This window comes from Cupriavidus necator N-1, from assembly GCF_000219215.1.
GTDB classification, from domain to species: Bacteria; Pseudomonadota; Gammaproteobacteria; order Burkholderiales; family Burkholderiaceae; genus Cupriavidus; species Cupriavidus necator.
Window position 1 is genome coordinate 1,326,880 of the sequence record NC_015723.1, and the last position, 18,736, is coordinate 1,345,615.

Below are 18,736 nucleotides of genomic sequence, written 5' to 3' on the forward strand. Positions count from 1 at the left end.
ATGATTAAATGCGGGTTAACCTTGAAATGACCTCCGTTTGCCGGACCTTCCCGCCATGCCCCGACCGAAAGCTGCCCAACCTCCCATCGAACCCGCCGACGCACCCCGCACGCGCGAACGCCGCCAGCGCGTGCAATCGGCCGTCACCGGCATGGCGGTGCTCAAGGGACTGGCCCGGCTGGGCGGACGCGCCAGCCTGACCGCGCTGGCCGCGCATATCGACGAAAGCCCGGCCAAGGTGCACCGCTACTTGGTCAGCCTGGTGGAAGAGGGGCTAGTGGCGCAGGAGGCGGGCACGCAGCAATACCATCTGGGCTTCGAGGCGCTGCAGATCGGCATGGCGGCGATGCGGCAGGCCGACCCGATCCGGCTGGCCGAAGCCTCGCTGGTGCGCCTGCGCGAAACACTGGAAGTGACCTGCTTTGTCGCGGTGATGGGCAACAAGGGGCCGACCATCATGCGCTTTGAGGAACCGGGTTTGCCGGTGACGGTGAACGTGCGCGCGGGTTCGGTGATGCCATTGCTGTGGTCGGCCACCGGGCGCGTGTTCCTGGGGCTGCTCGATGAAAAGCGCGTGCATGCCCAGGCCGAAGAAGAACTGGCCACGGCCAGCGCGGCGCGGCTGGCGTTGCTCGATGCCAGGGACCCCATCGGCGCGCTGCGGCGCGCGGTGCAGGCCGACGACTGCGCCTGGGTGCGCGACACCAACCTGACCGGCATCAGCGCCGTGGCGGCGCCGGTGCGCGACTACACCGGGCGCGTCTGCGCGGTGCTGACGGCGCTGGGCGCCACCGGCGGTTTTGATCCCGCCATCGACGGGCCCATCGGCAGCGCCGTCCGGCGCGAGGCGCGCGCGGTCAGCACGGCGCTGGGGTTCAACCCCGGGGCCTGATCCGGTCCCTCAGCCGGTGAAGCCGCCATCGGCCAGCAGCGAACGGCCAAGCCAGCGCTACAGTGTTGCCGGCCTGACCGGCGCCGGCTCGTCCAAGCGCTGACCGAGGTTGCGCTCGATTTCCTGTTCAAATCAGCAGCCTGGCGGAGGCGCAGCGGAATTTTACGAATCCCGCCAATCCTCCTTATGCCACCTCGCGCAGCGCGGTTTCGCGCGGCATGGCGGCGTCGCCAACGTGCCGCACCGACGGATACCCCGCCGCAAACACCAGCCGCCCGCCGGACCAGGTATGCGTGACCATCGGCTGGCCTGCCACGCCGGACACGGCGATGACGTCCGCGCGCAGCCCCGGCGCCAGGCGCCCGCGGTCGTCCAGCAGGCAGGCCTCGGCGGGATTGGCGGTGACCAGCGCCAGCGCCTGGTTCAGCGGCAGGTCGGCCAGGCGCGCGGCGGCATACGCGGCCGCGATCAGCGTGGACGGCTGGTAGTCCGAACACAGGATGGTGCCGACCCCGGCGTGGATGGCGTCGATGGCGCGCATCGAGCCGCTCTGGCTCTTGCCGCGCAGCACGTTGGGCGCGCCCAGGATGGTCGGCAGCGCCTGGGCGCACGCGGCTTGCGCGGTTTCCAGGTTGATCGGGAACTCGCTCATGCGCACGCCCAGCGCGTGCATGGCGGCGATGCGCTGCGGTGAATCGTCGTCATGGCTGGCGGTAGGGATGCCCAGCGCGTGCGCCCTGGCCACCAGCCGGTTGACGCGCTCATGGGCGCCTTCCAGCGCGGCGGCCTTCTTGTGGGCCGCATCGGCGGCTTCCTCGCGGCTCATGCCGTGGTTGCCCATCATGTAGGCCAGGTAGGCATCCATGGTCTTGAACTGGCCCTGGCCCGGCGAGTGGTCCATGACGGACAGCAGGTCGACCACGCCTTCGGCCATCAGGGCTTCCAGCACCGGCACGGCGCTGGAATCGGTGACTTCGTAGCGGCAATGGATGCGGTTGTCGACCAGGCTGTGGCGGCGATACGCGGCCAGGGTGCGCACCAGCGTGGCCGCGGTATCGACATTGCGCACGCCGAACTGGTTGCCGGCGAACGACAGCGCGTGGTACGGCGTGGTAATGCCGGCCGCGGCATTGCGGCGGTCGACCTGGGCCACGGCAAAGTCCAGCGGGAACAGCACGCTGGCGCGCGGTTCGACTTCCTTCTCGATGGCGTCGCAATGCACGTCGACCAGGCCCGGCATCACCGTGTGGCCATGCAGGTCGATCACGGCGGCGTGGGCGGGCACCGCGGCGGGTGCCGGTTCGATGGCGGCGATGCGGCCATCTTCGATCAGCAGCGCGCTGTCGTGCAGCACGCGGTCCGGCAGCACCAGGGTGGCGTGCGTCAGGTAGGTAGCAGACATGTCCGGCTCCGTTCTGGGATCAAATCAGGCAAGGGCGGTAGCGGGTTGCAGCGGCAGCAGGCGCGTGGCCACGGCATCGCGCACGGCTTCGTCGTGGAAGATGCCGATCAGCGCGCGGCCTTCGGTCAGGGCCTCGCGGATCAGGTCGACCACCACGGTGCGGTTGTCGGCGTCCAGCGAGGCGGTGGGCTCGTCCAGCAGCAGGATCGGGTGGCCGCCGATCAGGCCGCGCGCGATGTTCACGCGCTGCTGCTCGCCACCGGAGAAAGTGGCCGGCGGCAAATCCCACAGCCGGCGCGGCAGGTTCAGCCGTGCCAGCAGCTCTGCCGCGCGGGCACGCGCTTCCTCATGGCTGGCGCCGCGCTGCTGCAGCGGATCGGCCACCACGTCGAGCGCGCCGACGCGGGGAATCGCGCGCAGGAACTGGCTGACATAGCCGATCACGTCGCGGCGCAGCTTCAGCACGCGTTGCTCGGGGGCATGGGTCAGCTCGACCCACGGCTCGCCCTCGGCGCTGGTATCGCGCAGGCGGATGCTGCCTTCGGTGGCCAGGTAGTTGCCGTACAGGCAGCGCAGGAGGGTGCTCTTGCCGGTGCCGGACGGCCCCGACAGCACCAGGCATTCGCCGCGGGCGGCATCGAAATCCATCGCGCGCAGCACCGGCAGGCGGATGCCGCCCTGGTTGTGCAGCGTAAACATCTTGCCGAGGCCGCGAACCTCGACCAGTTTCTGTGGGTATTCTGCGTGCATCGTCGTCAGCCCTGCAGGATGGAAGAGACCAGCAACTGCGTGTACGGGTGCTGCGGGTCGTCGAGGATCTGGTCGGTCAGGCCTTGCTCCACCACGCGGCCGCCCTGCATGACCAGCGTGCGGTGTGCGAGCAGGCGCGCCACGGCCAGGTCGTGCGTGACCAGCACGGCGGCGAGGCCCAGGTCTGCCACCAGGCGGCGCAGCAGATCGAGCAAGCGGGCCTGCACCGACACGTCCAATGACGCCGTGGGCTCGTCCATGAACACCAGGCGCGGGTGCGTGACCAGGTTGCGCGCGATCTGCAAACGCTGCTGCATGCCCCCGGAGAAGGTGCCGGGAACGTCGTCCAAGCGGGCCAGGTCGATTTCCATCTTCTCCAGCCAGTTGCCGGCGAGCTCGCGCAGGTTGCCGTAGTGGCGCTCGCCCACGGCCATCAGGCGCTCGGCGATATTGGCACCGGCGCTGACCTGCATGCGCAGGCCATCGCGCGCATGCTGGCGCACGAAGCCCCAGTCAGTGCGGGCCAGCAGCCGCAAGCGCGCGCTGGACAGCGTGGCCAGGTCGGTCAGGCCTGACTCGCGCATGTCGTAGCTCACGCTGCCGCGCTGCGCCGGCGCCTGCATCGACAAGGCCTGCAGCAGCGTGCTCTTGCCGGAGCCCGATTCGCCCACCACGCACAGCACCTCGCCCGGGTACAGGTCGAAGCTGACGTCATGGCAGCCGTGCAGGCCCTCCCAGGTGCGCGTCAGGTTGCGCACCGATAGCAGCGGAGTGGCGCTCATCGGGCACCTCCGGCAGCGGCCTTGACGGCCTGGGCCGCCTGGCGGTCGGCGCAGTACTCGGTGTCCGAGCACACGAACAGGCGCGTGCCGGCGTCGTCGGTGATGATCTCGTCCAGGTAGCTGTCGGTGGCGCCGCACTGGGCGCAGCAACTGGACCACTTTTCCACCGTGAAGGGATGGTCGGCGAAGTCCAGGCTCCTGACCGCGGTGTACGGCGGCACGGCATAGACGCGCTTCTCGCGCCCGGCGCCGAACAGCATCAGCGCGGGGCTGCGGTCGAGCTTGGGATTGTCGAACTTGGGGATCGGCGACGGCCGCATCATGTAGCGCTGGTTGACGATCACGGGGTAGTCGTAGGTGGTGGCGATATGGCCGTGATGGGCGATGTCCTCATACAGCTTGACGTGCATCGCGCCGTATTCGGCCAGTGCGTGCATGGTGCGAGTCTCGCCCTCGCTCGGTTCCAGCCAGCGCAGCGGCTCGGGGATGGGCACCTGGAACACCATGGTCTGGCCAGCGCGCAGCGGCGTTTCCGGAATCCGGTGACGGGTCTGGATGATGCTGGCCTCGGCAGTGCGCTCGGTGGTCTGCACGCCGGTGACGCGGCCGAAGAAGCGGCGGATATTGATGGCATTGGTGGTGTCGTCCGAGCCTTGGTCGATCACCTTGAGCACGTCATCCTTGCCGATGATGGCGGCCGTCACCTGGATGCCGCCCGTGCCCCAGCCGTAAGGCAGCGGCATCTCGCGGCTGCCGAAGGGCACCTGGTAGCCGGGAATCGCCACGGCCTTGAGCAGCGCGCGGCGCAGCATGCGCTTGGTCGACTCGTCCAGGTAGCCGAAGTTGTAGTGGTCGTCGCGGGCAATGCCCGTTGCCATGGTGGTGTCGGCCGTGTTCATGCCAGGGTCTCCTCTTGCGGCTGCGGTTGCGCCTGGACGGTAGCGGTCACGGCGCCATCCTGTTCCGCGCGCAGCCGGCGCAGCAGTTCCAGGTTGGCCTGGAAGTCCACGTAGTGGGGCAGCTTCAGGTGCTGCACGAACCCGGAGGCCTCGACGTTGTCACTGTGGTACAGCATGAATTCGATATCGTTGGCCGGGGCGTCGGCGGCTTCGCCGAGCTCTTCGGCGCGCATGGCGCGGTCGGCCAGCGCCATCGACATGGCCTTGCGCTCGTTGTAGCCGAACACCAGCCCGTAGCCGCGCGTGAACCGCGGGGCTTCGTCGGCATTGCCGGCGAACTGGCTCACCATCTGGCATTCTGTCAGCTCGATCTCGCCGATAGTGACCGCGAAGCCCAGTTCTTCCACGAACAGTTCGACCTCGGCCGTGCCGTAGCGGATCTCGGCCGCGAACGGGTGCGAGTTGCCGTAGCCGCGCTGGGTGGAATAGCCCATCGACAGCAGGAAACCCTCATCGGCGCGCGCCAGGTTCTGCAGGCGCGCGGCGCGGTTGGCGGGGAAGGCCAGCGGCTCGCGCGTCAGGTCGGGCGGCGTGGGGTCGCCCGCGGGGATCTGGTCGGCTTCGACCAGTTCATCCGCTTCCAGCAGGCCGGTCACGCGCGGCATGCTGGCGGCGAGGGGTTCGGGCGAGGGCGGCAGCGGCTCGGGGTCGCGGCCTGCTTCGAGCGTGAAATCCAGCAGGCGCTGGGTGTAGTCGTAGGTCGGCCCCAGCACCTGGCCGCCCGGCACGTCCTTGAACGTGGACGAGATCCGCCGCTGCAGGCGCATCGAACCCGTATCCACCGGATGGGTGTAGCCGAAGCGTGCCAGCGTGGTGCGATAGGCACGCAGCAGGAAGATTGCCTCGATCTGGTCCCCGGCGGCCTGTTTCAGGGCCAGCGCGCCCAGGTGCGGGTCGTACAGCGAGCCCTCTGCCATGACGCGCGACACCGCCAGCGGCATCTGTTCGCGGATCTGCGCCAGCGTAAGTTCCGGCACCGCGGTATCGCCGCGGCGGTAGGCATCGAGCATCCGGTAGGAATTGAGGATGGCGCGCTCGCCACCTTTGACGGCTACGTACATGTCAGTCCTCCACCAGCGTGGTGCGCGTCAAGGCGCAGAATCGGTCGCCGCTGGCCAGCAGCAGGTCCACGCCGAGCGGGAAGCCGGCGTTGTTGGCGCGCCAGCCGGCGCGGAAGTCCGCGGGCAGGTCGGCCACGCGCAGCACCTGCGTGGTTTCGATGCCGGGGCCGTGCAGCGTGAGGGTGTCGCCATCGGCAAGCGAGGCCACCTCCATCAGCAGCGTGGCCGAGCGGTCGGGGAAGGCCGGGTCGCCTTGCGCGCAGTCCGCCAGTGCCGGCATGGCATATCCGGCGGGCACGCAGACAAAGGCCGCGGCGCCGACATCGTCGGTCAGCGGGCAGCCGCAATGGAAGCGCAGGAACGCGCGCGCCGCGGCCGGAACGCCGGCAGGCAGCCAGACCGGGGTATCGGGATCGGCCAGCGTCAGCAGCAGCGCGGCCAGCGCAGGCGACAGGCCGTCGGGCAGGCCGCTGGCCACGGGCAGCGTTTGCAGCCGGCCCGGATGGGCAAACGCCTGCAGCGCGGCGCGGAAGACCTGCTGGGCGTCGTCGACCGGGTTGTTGAAACCCGGCAGCAGCGAGGCGGCGGGGGTGGACGGGATCGGTTGCATGGCAGTCATCTCAGTCCTCTCCCCGGACCATGGTGAAGAACTCGACGCGGGTCTGGGCGGCAGTGGCCGCTGCGTGTGCGGCGCGCTCCGCCTGCGTGCTTGCCAACGGCGCCAGCACAAGATCCTGCACGCGCTGGTGCCAGGCCGGGCGCTGCAGCAGCGCGTCCAGCACCGCGGCCTGTTCGGCATGGCGGGCGCTGCGGCCCTGGATATAGGCCACGCCTGCAGCGGCCCCGGCAGCGCCGTCTTCCAGCACGACCGCGCAGCGCGTGACCGTGATTTCCCCCAGGTTGAACTGGGGGCCGGTGCCGCCCGCGCGCGCCCGGACCATGGCCATGCCGGACTCCGGCTTGCGCAGCAGCCGGTAGGCCGGCAGGGCTTGCGCCTGGCCAAGCCGCTGGTAAGCACCGTCGAGCGCGTCGGTGGGCGCCGTAGCCAGGATCCGGAGCCAGGCGGCGCGGGCGGCATGGGCCTGCGCGGTTTCGCTTTGCATCATCACCCCTATACGTCTATACGTTTAGATGTCACTGCTTGAACACGCAGCTACTAGACCACAGGCAGATGAACGTTTCATGACGGGGCGGGGCATTGCTCGGGCACCCGGCCATCGCGGCGCGGTTGAGGCACAATCGCATGGCAATGGTGAACGCTTGATGACAAGAGGGCAGCGCGAGATGTCTGATCGAGAAGTGGAACGGGGTTCCGGCGTGGCGGTATGGCGCCAGATTGGCGAGGCGCTGGCGGACGACATCCGCAAGAAGCTGTACCTGCCCGGCGAACAGCTGCCCCCTGAGCCTGAACTGGCCACGCGCTTCGCGGTCAACCGCCACACCATCCGCCGCGCCATGGGCGAGCTGGAGCTGAGCGGGCTGGTGCGGATCGAGCAGGGCCGCGGCACCTTCGTGCAGGAGCATGCGATCGACTACGCGATCGGGCGCCGCACGCGCTTCTCGCAAAACCTGGCCGCGCAGGGCATGCGGGGGCATACCGAGATCATCGACAGCCAGGTGGTGCGCGCGCCGGAAGTGGCAAAGCAACTGGGCCTGGCGCGCACGGCGGAGATCCTGCACGTGCAGATGATCGGCAAGACCGAAGCGCGCACCATCGACGTTGCCGAGCATTACTTCGACCTCAAGCGCTTCCCGGGTATCGACGAGGTGCTGCGCGCCAGGCAATCCGTGTCGCGCGCGCTGGCGCATTTCGGCATTGCCGACTACACGCGCAAGTGGTCGCGCATCACGGCGGCCATGCCCAGCGCCCCGGTGGCGCGGCTGCTGAACCAGCCGAAGACGCGCCCGGTGCTGCAGGTGGAGGCGCTGAACGTTGATATCGACGGGGCGCCGGTGCAGTACAGCGTGGTGCGCTTTGCCGGGGACTGGGTGCAGCTGACGGTTTCCGACAGTGATTGAGGCGGAGCGCCGTGGCATTGGTCTAGACATCCGGCTGTCATCTGCCTGCGCTAACGTGTCTGCGGTCCAGACCACAAACCAGGGCAGTCGCCGCCGCCGGGCGTTTGGCGCCGCTGGTAACCTTGCCGCATGACCTTGCCAGCGCACCGTTACGCCATCTACCTGGCGCCCTCCGATCCCTTCCGCACATTTGGCAGCCAGTGGCTGGGCCGCGACGCCGATACCGGCACCGCGCTGCCCGCCCCGGCGGGCATGGCGCCGCCGCCCGCGGAGTGGGTCCAGATCCCGGCTCACTACGGCCTGCATGCCACGCTGAAGCCGCCATTCCGGCTTGCGCAGGGCACCAACGGCCCGATGCTCGACGCCGCTGCACGGGACTTTGTGCGTGGCTGCGAGGCATTCGACGCGCCGCTGGCGCTGCGTGCGCTGCGGGGTTTTGTGGCATGGTGCCTGGCCGATGGCGGATCCCCCCCGATGCAGGCGCTGGCCGATACATGCGTACTGGCATTCGAGCGCTTCCGCGCTCCGCCCACGGCCGAAGAACTCGGCCGGCGCAAACCGGACCAGTTGAGCGACGAAGAGCGCCGCATGCTCGACGCATGGGGCTACCCGTACGTGTTCGGTACCTTCGTCTTCCATATCACGCTGACTGGCATGCTTGATACTGCCGCCCAGCGCGCCGCCATCGAGCGCCTGGGGGCCGCGAGCGGCAAGTTGCTGCAGGCGCCGCTTCATGTGGACGGAATCAGCGTATTCGTGCAGCCGGCGCCGGGCGACGACTTTATCGTTGCTCGCCACTACGGTTTCAACGGCAACACCATCGATGGCGCCGGCGCGGCGTACCTGGACGCATGAACGCACATGGCGCGGCCGACGGACACGGCCTGTTCTACCTGATGGGGCCGTCCGGCAGCGGCAAGGACTCGCTGCTGCGCGCGTTGCGCGAGCGCCTCGGGCCGGACGACCGCATCGTCATCGCGCATCGCTATATCACCCGCGAGGCCGATGCCAACGAGGCCTCCGTTGCGCTCACCCCCGATGAATTCCGGCGCCGCCAGGCGCTCGGATGCCTGGCGCTGGACTGGCACAGCCACGGGCTGCATTACGGCATCGGCATCGAGATCGAGCAGTGGCTGGCCAGGGGCCTGACCGTGATCGTCAATGGCTCGCGCGAGTACCTGCCGCAAGCCGTGGCGCGCTACCCGAAGCTGTGCGCCGTGCATGTGCGCGTGCGCCCGGAGGTGCTGGCCACCCGGCTGCGCCAGCGTGGCCGCGAGTCGGAAGAAGCGATTGCCCGGCGCCTGGCGCGCGCGGCGCAGGCATTCACCGTGCCGGCTGGGTGCCGCCTGGTCGAGTTCGACAATAGCGGCGCCCTGGAAAGCGCGGCGGATGCGTTCGCGCGGTTGGTTGGGGCTACTTCCGATAGCGCAACATTAAGCTGATAAGCCCGTGCCGAAGCGAAGCCTACAGCACGGCCTTGCCATCAGAGTTCGATGCTGAAGCTGATGCCGTGCTCGGTGAACCCGAGCCGGCGATAGAACTGGTGGGCCTGCAGGCGCCGCGCGTTGGACGACAGCGCCAGCTTGGCCGCACCAGCCTCACGGGCCAGGCGCATGGCTTCGCGCATCATCGCCTTGCCGACGCCCATGCCGCGCGCGGACGGCGCCACCACCACTGCCTCGACAATCGCCTCGGGACGCCCGTCGTGGACCATCACGGGGAATACCAGCAGGCTGAAGGTGCCCAGCGGCACCTCGTCCTCGTCCACCATCATGTAGCAGCGGTAGTCCGGATAGCGGCGCATGGTAGCGTAGCGCTCGCGCATGGTGGCCAGCGGCAGCGGCGTTTCGTCGTCCATCGCGGCCAGCAGCGCGGACAGGTGCCGCAGTTCCGCGTCGGAACCGCGCACTTCACGCAGGGTAAGTACAGCTTCAGCCATGGTGTTCATGCGCCAGTCCGCGCGCAACGCGCGGCCATGTCCAGATAGTGCGCCAGCGGCGGCGTGGCCAGGTCGACCACCTTGGCCAGGTCGTCGTAGCGGCGCAGGCGCACCGCGGCGGCGGCGTGGCGGCTCGCGGCGAACGCATCGGCCTGGGCGGCGCTGTACGGGCCGCCTTGCAGCGCCAGGCTTTGCACGGAAGCGGGCGACAGCGTGCCGGAATACGCGGGATCGACGGCGCACAGGTAGCGCTTGGCCGCCACGTGCAGGCGCACGGGTTCGGTCACTTCATCGCCGAACAGCCCGGCCAGCGCATCGGCGGCGGCCTCCTGGTGGCGCATGTCGGTGGTGGTGCTTTCGGCCAGCAACAGGTGGCCAACGTCATGGAGCAGGGCCGCGACGATTAGTGGCTCGGGCTCGCCGGCCTGCTCGGCCAGTTGCGCGCATTGCAGCGCGTGCTCGGTCTGGCTGATGGCTTCGCCGCCGTACCAGGCATTGCCATGGTCGGCAAACAGCGTTTCGATGTGGGACAGGTTCAGCATGATGTCAGACCAGTACCTTGCGGATTTGTGCGGAGATGATGTCGATGGCCGAGACGAACAGGATGATGATGATCATCACGGCGCAGGTCTGCCCGTACTGGAAGCTGCGGATGATCTCCCACAGCACGGTGCCGATGCCGCCGGCGCCGACGATGCCCACCACCGAGGCCGAGCGCACGTTGGACTCGAAGCGGTACAGCGCGAACGACAGCCACAGCGGCAGCACCTGCGGAATCACGCCATAGACGATCTCCTCGATCGGGCCGGCGCCGGTGGCGCGCACGCCTTCCACCGGGCGCGGGTCGATGGCCTCGACGGCTTCGGCGAACAGCTTGGCCAGCACCCCGGTGGTGTGGATCCAGATCGCCAGCACGCCGGCAAACGGTCCCAGGCCTACGGCCACGATGAACAGCATGGCGAACACCATCTCATTGATGGCGCGGCAGGCGTCCATTATGCGGCGTGCGGGCTGGTAGGCCCACGCCGGGACGATATTGGCCGAGCACAGCAGGCCCAGCGGCACCGCCATCACCACGGCCAGGGCGGTGCCCCACAGCGCGATCTGCACGGTGACGAGCATCTCGTCCAGGTAGTGCCGCCAGTCGCGGAAGTCGGGCGGGAAGAAATCGGCGGCAAATTTTGCCATGTTGTCCGAGTCGCGCAGCAGGTCCAGCGGGCGCATGTCGGCGCCTTGCCAGGACAGGGCGAGCATGGCCAGCAGGACTGCCCAGGTCAGCATCACGGCAAGGGAAGTGCGCGGCGGGCGCACGTTACTTCGGGGTGTGGGAGGCAGGCCGGGCCTGGCGGTGACAGTCATGAGGCAATCCGGAATCAAGCGGGGGAACGACGGCGATGCGAGGCCGGCGGCGGGGTGCCACCGGCCTCGTCGGGGTGGGGCTTATTGCGTGCTGGTGGCGTTGCCGGCGGCCTTGTCCAGCTCAGCCAGGCGGCGGCTCACTTCGGCCAGCCGTTTTTCCTTGTCGGCAGCGGCCAGGGTGGTGTCCGATTCGATCTTCGCCTTCTCGCGGGCCAGCTCGATCTGGCGGATCGGCACCAGTTGCGCATCGCTGGCGGTGCGGAAGCCCTGGTAGGTCAGGGTGGCCAGCACCTGCTTTTCACGCGCGGCCTCGGCACCCTTGCCGTAGTTGACGAAGAAGGCCTGGATCTTCTTCTTCATCTCCGGCGGCAGGTCCTTGCGATAGACCATCGGATCGGCCGGGATCAGCGGCGACTTCCACAGCACCCGCACCTGGTCATAGGCGTTCTTGCCGGTGTTGATGCGATAGCGCTCCATGTTCTCGGTGTTGTTCACCGCCACATCCACCTGCTTGTTCAGCACCGACAGCAGGTTGGTCTCGTGGTTGCCGATGCGCACGGCCTTGAACAGCGTCTTCGGCTCGACCTTGTTGGCAGTCCACAGGTAGAAGCCCGGCACGGCCGTGCCAGAGGTGGAATTGGGGTCGCCGGCGCCGTAGCTGAGATCCTTGCCGCGCTTGATCACGTCTTCGACGCTCTTCAGGTCGCTGTCCTTGTTGACGATCAGCACCGACCAGTAGCCCGGGTTGCCGTCCTTGTCGATCACCGATGCAAAGACTTCGCCGCTGGCACGGTCCACGGCCTCCATGGCCGACTTGTTGCCGAACCAGGCGATCTGCACCTTGTTGAAGCGCATGCCTTCGATGATGCCGGCATAGTCGGACGCAAAGAAGGGCTTGACGGGTACACCCAGCGTCTTGCTGAGATCGTCGATCAGCGGCTGCCAGGCAGACTTCAGGTTCGATGACGATTCAGTCGAGATAAAGCCGATGTTCAGGCTCTTGGCATCCTGCGCAAAGGCGGGCAGGGCGACCACGCCCGAGGCCACGACGGCGAGAAAGGTTCTGCGAAGCATGGACAACTCCGGTGGGAAGCGGTTTGGGTGGAAAGCGGTCTGGACAGGCTGCCGTTCAGGCGGCCGCCAGGTTCATCGTGACCATCGCCGGTGCCGGCATGGCCGTAGTGGATACGTCTTCGTCGGGCACGGAATCGTGCAGCAGCTCGTCGGCTTCGGTACCGTAGAGATCGCGCAGCATGCCGGGCGTGAGCGCGGCAGAGGGTCCGTCATAGACCACCTTGCCGTGGCGCAGCGCCACCACGCGGGGGCAGTAGCGCATCGCCACATCCACCTGGTGCAGCGACACCAGCACCGCGACCTTGCGCGTGCGGTTGATCTGCCTGAGCAGCGACATCACCCGGCGCGACGATTCCGGGTCGAGCGAGGCGATCGGCTCGTCGGCCAGGATCACGCTGGCGTTCTGCACCAGCGTGCGGGCGATGGCGGCGCGCTGCTGCTGGCCGCCCGACAGCGTCGAGGCCCGTTGAAACGCATAGTCGTCTATACCAACTTGTGCAAGCACATCGAGCCCGCCCTGGACTTCATCGGCCGTGAAGATGCGCAGCAGGCTGCGCCACTTGGGCACGCGGGCCAGCATGCCGACCAGCACGTTGGTGATGACCGGAAGACGGCCCACCAGGTTGAACTGCTGGAACACAAACCCGATCTCGCCACGCACCTTGCGCACGTTGCGGGCGAGGCGGCCGTTGCGCTGCACATGGCGGCCGTTGACGAGGATTTCGCCGGCGCCGGCATCGCCCGTGATGAATCCGGCAACGTGGCGCAACAGCGTGGACTTGCCCGATCCCGATGCACCCAGCAGGGCGACCATCTCGCCTGGCGCGATGTGCAGCGTGACATCGTCAAGCGCCTTGCGGTCCGCGCGGAACGATTTGGAAAGCCCGCGGACTTCAATTGCGTGCGTCATGTCCACTCCCTGACTTGAATGACCTGCGCATTCTGGCCGGGGCGGATGACAGAACGATGACTTGAGCGGAAGGGGGCTGAAACCAGTCGGCAGCGCCGGCAGCCGTGCTGGCCGCCGGCGCCGGTGGGTCAGGTGCGCGTGATCGAGACGCCGCCATCCACCAGCGACGCCGTGCCGGTGACGAAAGCCGAATCTTCCGATGCCAGGTACAACACCGAGCGCGCCAGTTCTTCCGGCGTTGCCACGCGCTTGAGCGCATGCAGGTTGGTGATGAACGCCTGCGACTCCGCGGTGTCGTTCATGGTGCGATACATGTCCGTGTCCACGGCGCCTGGCAGGATCGCATTGACGCGGATGCCCTGCGGCCCATACTCGGCCGCCAGCGCCTGCGTCAGGCCGATCAGGCCGGACTTGCTTGCCGCATACGCGGCCACGCCGGGAAAGGCGACGGTGTAGCCAACGAAGGTCGATGTGAAGATCACCGAACCGCCGCCATCCTTCAGCATCTGTGCAAGCTGGTGCTTGGCGCCGAGGAAGGCGCCGGTGAGATTGATGGCAAGGGTGTCGTTCCAGCCCTCCGCCGAAACCCCGGTGCTGGGCCCGCCCTCGCCGAGCGTGCCGGCGTTGTTGAAGGCGATATCCAGGCGGCCATAGCGCTCGACCGCCAGCGCCACCAGCGCGCTGGCGTATTCCTCGCGCCGCACATCGCCGGCGAGCGCCACCGCGTCGCCGCCGGCGTCACGGATCTGCGCCACCAGGCTGTCCAGTTCGGACTGGCGGCGGGCACCGACTACCACCCTGGCGCCTTCGGCGGCAAACAGCAAGGCAGTGGCGCGGCCAATGCCGGCACTGGCGCCGGTAATGATGGCAACTTTTCCAGACAAACGTCCCATGATCGATCTCCGGTCTGGCGCGCGGGGCAACTTGCTGGTCGACGGCGCCGGTTTTGCGGGTAGGGCAGCAGGAACCGTCCCGCTGCCTCGTGAAACCAGTATGGGTACCGCGCGCGGTTCGCACTAGACTGAAGATCGCGGAACAACTTTCCGGATATGCCGAACAATGTTCAAGCTAGAAGGTGTCGCCAGCTTTGTCGCCGTGGTGGAGGCAGGCTCCATCAGCGAGGCCGCGAGGCGGCTCAACTTGTCCAAGTCCGTGGTCAGCGAACGCCTGGCCGAGCTTGAAAAGGCGATGGGTGCCAACTTGCTGCGCCGGACCACGCGGCGGCTGTCGCTGACCGAGGACGGCGCTGCCTTCCTGGAGCGGGCCGCGCGCATCCTGCATGAAGTGGAGGCGGCGGCAACCGATGTTGCCGAGCGGCGCGGCACCCTGGCCGGGTCGTTGCGGATTTCCGCGCCGGTCACATTTGGCCGGATGCACCTGGGGCCTGCCATCTATCCGTTCCTGGCCCGGCATCCAGAACTGGAGCTGAGCCTGGACCTGGACGACCGGCGCGTGGACGCGGCCACGGACAGTTATGACGCCGTGGTGCGGCACGGCCCGCTGGAGAACTCGCGCCTGGTGGCATGGCAGCTTGCCCCCAGCCACCGCCTCCTGGTCGCATCCCCGGATTACCTCGCGCAGATGGGCACGCCGGCTACGCTGGCGGAGCTGCAGCAGCACCGTGGCATCTTCTACGCCAACCGCGGCGCGGCTGACTGGCGCCTGCAAGGCCCGGACGGCACCGAGATCGCCCGTGCCGCCGTTGCGCTGCGCGTCAACAACGGCGACATGATGCGCGATGCCGCCATCGCGGGAGTCGGCATCGCGTTGTTGCCGACCTTTATTGCCGGCGATGCCATCCGGCAGGGTGCGCTGGCAGTGATCGATGTCGGCCTGCGGGCCGAGCCGGAATCCATCTATATCGCCCACCCGGAAGGCCGGCGGGTGTCGGCGCGGCTGCGCGCGTTTGCGGAGTGCGTGCGCACGGCCATCGGGAGTCCGCCGTACTGGGACGCATGGGCGCAGGCACGCGGGGAGGGCGCGGGAACCTGATGCCGGCTGCTGGCCGGGTCCCATGAGCGCCATGTGGCGACCCCGCAAGCCCGGAAGATTGCCGCCCGCGTGGCGCGGCCTGTATTCTAGTGCTCTGCCCGGCGCCCCGTTTCCGCAAGGAGGCAGGGCGCCATGCGCTTTACATCGAGCCGGCCATACAGGAACCCCATGCAGGAACCCGAACTGGATGAAATCAATATCCGGATCCTCGAGGCGTTGCAGCGCGACGCCAGCCTGACCAACGTCGAGCTGGCCGCGCGCGTCAACCTCTCGCCGTCGCCCTGCCTGGCGCGCGTGCGCGCGCTGGAGCAGCGCGGGATCATCCGGCAGCGCGTGACGCTGCTCGATCCGCAGAAGCTTGGCCTCAACGTCAACGTCTTTATCCACGTGTCGCTTGAGCGGCAGGCGCGTGAGGGGCTCGATGCCTTCGAGCGCGCCGTGCGCGCGCTGCCCAACGTGATGGAGTGCTACCTGATGACGGGCGATGCCGACTACCTGATCCGCGCCGTGGTGGCCGACGTCCAGGCCGTGGAGCGGCTGATCGTCGACGAGATCACGCGCATCCCCGGCGTCGCCAACATCCGCAGCAGCTTCGCACTCAAGCAAGTGATGTACGACACAGCGTTGCCGCTGCGCAATCCGCGCTAACCGGGCAATGCGCCCCCCCCGGCACGGCGTGGGATACGCCGCAGCCTCAGCATTCTCGCGTAGCCCGGACGGTGAACGGCAGTGGATTGTGCTGCCATCTGCCGAATGGGCAGTCAACTTCAGCATCTCATGCGGGAGGGCACTCCATAGAATGGGACAAAACCCATTGGAGACTTCCCCATGACCGACCTTGGCTCCCCACACGCCCGGCTGCTCGCCCAAGCCATGCCCGAGGGCGACAACGATCCGCAGGAGACGCGCGAATGGCTGGACGCGCTCGAGGCGGTGGTGGCGCAATGCGGGCAGGAGCGCGCGCGCTTCCTGCTCAGCCGGCTGCTCGATGCCGCGCCCGCGCTGGGTGTGTCGACCACGGCGCAAAGCAACACGCCTTACCTGAACACCATCCCGGTCGAGCGCCAGCCCCCTTATCCGGGCGATCTGGCGATGGAAGCGCGCATCACCGGCATCGTGCGCTGGAATGCCCTTGCCATGGTGGTGCGCGCCAACCAGGCCTACGGTGAGCTGGGTGGGCATATCTCCAGCTATGCCTCGGCGGCGGACCTGTTCGAGGTCGGCTTCAACCACTTCTTCCAGGGCGCCGATGCCGGCAACGGCGGCGACCTGGTCTACTTCCAGCCGCACTCGGCACCGGGCGTGTACGCACGCGCCTTCCTGGAAGGGCGCCTGTCCGAAGCCCAGCTCGACAACTTCCGCCGCGAGGCGGGCGGGCAGGGCCTGTGCTCGTATCCGCACCCCTGGCTGATGCCGGACTTCTGGCAATTCCCGACCGGTTCGATGGGGCTGGGCCCAATCCAGTCGGTCTACCAGGCGCGCTTCATGCGCTACCTGGAGCACCGGGGGCTGCAGGCCACTTCGGGCCGGCACGTGTGGGGCGTGTTCGGCGACGGCGAGATGGACGAGCCCGAATCGATCGCCGCGCTGCCGCTGGCGGCGCGCGAGAAACTCGACAACCTGACCTTTGTCATCAACTGCAACCTGCAGCGCCTGGACGGGCCGGTGCGCGGCAACGGCCAGATCGTGCAGGAGCTGGAAGCGCTGTTCCGCGGCGCCGGCTGGAACGTGATCAAGGTGCTGTGGGGCAGCGCCTGGGACCCGATCTTCGCGCGCGATCACTCCGGCGCGTTGCTGCGCGCCTTCGCCTCGACCATGGACGGCCAGTTCCAGACCTACAAGGCCAAGGACGGCCACTACGGGCGCGAGCATTTCTTCGGTCAGAACGAAGCGCTGAAGGCGCTGGTCGCCCATATGACGCCGGAAGAGGTGGCCGCGCTGAACCGCGGCGGGCACGACCTGCGCAAGCTCCATGCGGCCTTTGCCGCGGCACGCGCGCACAAGGGGCAGCCCACCGTGATCCTGGCCAAGACCATCAAGGGCTATGGCATGGGCAATGCCGGCCAGGCGCAGAACACCACGCACCAGCAGAAGAAGCTGGATCTCGAGGCGCTGAAGGCGTTCCGCAGCCGCTTCGGCCTGGACCTGTCCGACGAGGACCTGGAATCGATGCGCTTCTACCGCCCTGCCGAGGACAGCGCCGAGCTGCGCTACCTGCGCGCGCGCCGCCAGGCCCTGGGCGGCTACCTGCCGGCGCGTCGGCGCCAGGCCGACGCCGTGCCGGTGCCGCCGCTGGCGAAATACGGCCAGTTCGCCGTGGACGCTGGCCAGAAGGAAATGTCGACCACCATGGCGATGGTGCGCATGCTGACTGGCCTGCTCAAGGACAAGACACTCGGCCCGCGCGTGGTGCCCATCGTCGCCGACGAGGCGCGCACCTTTGGCATGGCCAGCCTGTTCCGCCAGGTCGGCATCTATTCGTCGCAGGGCCAGTTGTACGAGCCCGAGGACGCCGGCTCGATGCTGTACTACCGCGAGGACATCCGCGGCCAGATCCTGGAAGAGGGCATCACCGAGGCCGGTGCGATGTCGTCGTGGATTGCCGCGGGCACTGCCTACAGCACCCATGGCACGGCCATGCTGCCGCTCTATATCTACTACTCGATGTTCGGCTTCCAGCGCATCGGCGACCTGATCTGGGCCGCCGGCGACCAGCGTGCGCGCGGCTTCCTGGTGGGCGCCACGGCCGGCCGCACCACGCTGTCGGGCGAAGGGCTGCAGCACCAGGACGGCACCAGCCACATCATTGCCGCCACCATCCCCAACTGCCGTGCCTATGACCCGGCCTATGCCTATGAACTCGCGGTGATCGTCGACGCGGGCATGCGCGCGATGATGGAGCGCCAGGAGGACGTGTTCTATTACCTGACCGTGATGAACGAGAACTACGCCCAGCCGTCGATGCCGGCCGGCGTGGAGCGCGACATCGTGCGCGGCATGTACCGGCTTGCGCAGGTGGCAGGGGGCGGGCGCGCCAGGGTGCGGCTGCTCGGCAGCGGCACCATCCTGCGCGAGGTGGAGGCCGCGGCGCGGATGCTGGCCGAGGACTGGCAGGTCGACAGCGAGGTGTTCAGCGTCACCAGCTTCTCCGAGCTGGAGCGCGAGGCGCGCGAGACCGCGCGCCAACGCCTGCATCATCCGCAGGACAGCATCGCCCCCAGCCATGTGGAAGCGCTGCTGGCCGGCGACGCCCCGGTGGTGGCGGCCACCGACTACGTGCGTGCCTATCCGCAACTGATTGCGCCCTATGTGCCGGCCCGCTTCACGGTGCTGGGCACCGACGGTTATGGCCGCAGCGACAACCGGCCGTCGCTGCGCCGCTTCTTCGAGGTCGATCGCGCCTATGTCTGCGTGGCGGCGCTGCGCGCGCTTGCGGCGCAGGGCACGGTGCCGGCGTCGGTGGTGGCCGAGGCGATCGCGCGCTACGGCATCGACACGGACAAGCCTGCGCCGTCCTCGCTCTGATATCGTCCGGTTCGCCCTGCAGGCCCGGCGGGGCGAACCGGTGCGGGACTCCACATGCTCCGGCTGCGGCTG

At 68.2% G+C, this 18,736-nt stretch carries 20 protein-coding genes; 7 read left to right on the forward strand and 13 right to left on the reverse strand.

From position 1 onward, the window contains the following. Positions 1-55: 55 nt before the first annotated feature. Positions 56-892 carry an IclR family transcriptional regulator gene (locus CNE_RS24190; RefSeq protein WP_013952912.1) on the forward strand — a complete coding sequence of 279 codons (837 nt, stop codon included), beginning with the start codon at positions 56-58 and terminating at the stop codon, positions 890-892. A gap of 184 nt (positions 893-1,076) precedes the next feature. Here CNE_RS24190 and CNE_RS24195 read toward each other — a convergent pair whose 3' ends face one another. Genes CNE_RS24195 through phnG form a run of 7 tightly spaced genes read right to left on the reverse strand, consistent with a single transcriptional unit; the run spans position 1,077 to position 6,952 of the window. Continuing rightward, positions 1,077-2,294: an alpha-D-ribose 1-methylphosphonate 5-triphosphate diphosphatase gene (locus tag CNE_RS24195; RefSeq protein ID WP_013952913.1), complete on the reverse strand. Its 1,218-nt coding sequence runs from the start codon at positions 2,292-2,294 to the stop codon at positions 1,077-1,079. 24 nt (positions 2,295-2,318) lie between these two features. Continuing rightward, on the reverse strand, positions 2,319-3,044 hold the full coding sequence (phnL, locus tag CNE_RS24200; protein WP_013952914.1) for a phosphonate C-P lyase system protein PhnL: 726 nt from the start codon (positions 3,042-3,044) through the stop codon (positions 2,319-2,321). 5 nt (positions 3,045-3,049) lie between these two features. Then, the gene (phnK, locus tag CNE_RS24205) at positions 3,050-3,826 is read right to left on the reverse strand and encodes a phosphonate C-P lyase system protein PhnK (protein ID WP_013952915.1); all 777 of its coding nucleotides are present in this window, start codon (positions 3,824-3,826) and stop codon (positions 3,050-3,052) included. Next, positions 3,823-4,725, reverse strand: coding sequence for an alpha-D-ribose 1-methylphosphonate 5-phosphate C-P-lyase PhnJ (locus tag CNE_RS24210; RefSeq protein WP_013952916.1), 903 nt, complete (start codon positions 4,723-4,725; stop codon positions 3,823-3,825). Before CNE_RS24210 ends, phnK begins: the two co-directional genes overlap by 4 nt. Further along, complete coding sequence (locus tag CNE_RS24215; protein ID WP_013952917.1) at positions 4,722-5,846, reverse strand: carbon-phosphorus lyase complex subunit PhnI; 1,125 nt, start codon at positions 5,844-5,846, stop codon at positions 4,722-4,724. The genes CNE_RS24210 and CNE_RS24215 overlap by 4 nt, the downstream gene beginning before the upstream one ends. Before the next feature lies 1 nt (position 5,847). Then, complete coding sequence (gene phnH / locus CNE_RS24220) at positions 5,848-6,465, reverse strand: phosphonate C-P lyase system protein PhnH (protein ID WP_013952918.1); 618 nt, start codon at positions 6,463-6,465, stop codon at positions 5,848-5,850. A gap of 1 nt (position 6,466) precedes the next feature. Then, positions 6,467-6,952 carry a phosphonate C-P lyase system protein PhnG gene (gene phnG, locus CNE_RS24225; RefSeq protein WP_041228630.1) on the reverse strand — a complete coding sequence of 162 codons (486 nt, stop codon included), beginning with the start codon at positions 6,950-6,952 and terminating at the stop codon, positions 6,467-6,469. 178 nt (positions 6,953-7,130) lie between these two features. Here phnG and phnF point away from each other — a divergent pair, with 178 nt between their 5' ends. The 3 genes from phnF (at position 7,131) to phnN (ending at position 9,307) form a co-directional block, all read left to right on the forward strand. Continuing rightward, the gene (gene phnF, locus CNE_RS24230) at positions 7,131-7,865 is read left to right on the forward strand and encodes a phosphonate metabolism transcriptional regulator PhnF (RefSeq protein WP_041228631.1); all 735 of its coding nucleotides are present in this window, start codon (positions 7,131-7,133) and stop codon (positions 7,863-7,865) included. A 129-nt stretch (positions 7,866-7,994) separates the two neighbouring features. Further along, positions 7,995-8,720: a DUF1045 domain-containing protein gene (locus tag CNE_RS24235; RefSeq protein WP_013952921.1), complete on the forward strand. Its 726-nt coding sequence runs from the start codon at positions 7,995-7,997 to the stop codon at positions 8,718-8,720. After that, complete coding sequence (gene phnN, locus CNE_RS24240) at positions 8,717-9,307, forward strand: phosphonate metabolism protein/1,5-bisphosphokinase (PRPP-forming) PhnN (RefSeq protein WP_013952922.1); 591 nt, start codon at positions 8,717-8,719, stop codon at positions 9,305-9,307. The genes CNE_RS24235 and phnN overlap by 4 nt, the downstream gene beginning before the upstream one ends. 41 nt (positions 9,308-9,348) lie before the next feature. On the opposite strand, the gene CNE_RS24245 is transcribed toward phnN, so the two are convergent. From CNE_RS24245 to CNE_RS24270, 6 genes are all read right to left on the reverse strand, one after another. Then, entirely contained in the window at positions 9,349-9,813 is a 465-nt protein-coding gene (locus CNE_RS24245; RefSeq protein ID WP_013952923.1) for a GNAT family N-acetyltransferase, read from the reverse strand. Next, positions 9,810-10,346 (reverse strand): phosphonate degradation HD-domain oxygenase, encoded by a 537-nt coding sequence (locus CNE_RS24250; protein WP_013952924.1) that lies wholly within the window; start codon positions 10,344-10,346, stop codon positions 9,810-9,812. Before CNE_RS24250 ends, CNE_RS24245 begins: the two co-directional genes overlap by 4 nt. Positions 10,347-10,350: 4 nt before the next feature. After that, on the reverse strand, positions 10,351-11,163 hold the full coding sequence (phnE, locus tag CNE_RS24255; RefSeq protein ID WP_013952925.1) for a phosphonate ABC transporter, permease protein PhnE: 813 nt from the start codon (positions 11,161-11,163) through the stop codon (positions 10,351-10,353). Positions 11,164-11,244: 81 nt separating this feature from the next. Beyond that, positions 11,245-12,237, reverse strand: coding sequence for a phosphonate ABC transporter substrate-binding protein (gene phnD, locus CNE_RS24260; protein WP_013952926.1), 993 nt, complete (start codon positions 12,235-12,237; stop codon positions 11,245-11,247). Positions 12,238-12,292: 55 nt separating this feature from the next. Continuing rightward, positions 12,293-13,147 carry a phosphonate ABC transporter ATP-binding protein gene (phnC, locus tag CNE_RS24265; RefSeq protein ID WP_013952927.1) on the reverse strand — a complete coding sequence of 285 codons (855 nt, stop codon included), beginning with the start codon at positions 13,145-13,147 and terminating at the stop codon, positions 12,293-12,295. A 128-nt stretch (positions 13,148-13,275) separates the two neighbouring features. Then, positions 13,276-14,040 carry an SDR family oxidoreductase gene (locus CNE_RS24270; RefSeq protein WP_013952928.1) on the reverse strand — a complete coding sequence of 255 codons (765 nt, stop codon included), beginning with the start codon at positions 14,038-14,040 and terminating at the stop codon, positions 13,276-13,278. 166 nt (positions 14,041-14,206) lie between these two features. On the opposite strand from CNE_RS24270, the gene CNE_RS24275 reads away from it, so the two are divergent. The 3 genes from CNE_RS24275 to mdeB all read left to right on the forward strand — a co-directional run bounded on the left by CNE_RS24275 (position 14,207) and on the right by mdeB (position 18,664). Continuing rightward, positions 14,207-15,139 carry a LysR family transcriptional regulator gene (locus CNE_RS24275; RefSeq protein WP_013952929.1) on the forward strand — a complete coding sequence of 311 codons (933 nt, stop codon included), beginning with the start codon at positions 14,207-14,209 and terminating at the stop codon, positions 15,137-15,139. 168 nt (positions 15,140-15,307) lie between these two features. Next, positions 15,308-15,787 carry an Lrp/AsnC family transcriptional regulator gene (locus CNE_RS24280; RefSeq protein WP_010809356.1) on the forward strand — a complete coding sequence of 160 codons (480 nt, stop codon included), beginning with the start codon at positions 15,308-15,310 and terminating at the stop codon, positions 15,785-15,787. Between the two features lie 180 nt (positions 15,788-15,967). Beyond that, positions 15,968-18,664 carry an alpha-ketoglutarate dehydrogenase gene (gene mdeB / locus CNE_RS24285; protein ID WP_013952931.1) on the forward strand — a complete coding sequence of 899 codons (2,697 nt, stop codon included), beginning with the start codon at positions 15,968-15,970 and terminating at the stop codon, positions 18,662-18,664. The last annotated feature ends 72 nt before the right edge of the window (positions 18,665-18,736 follow it).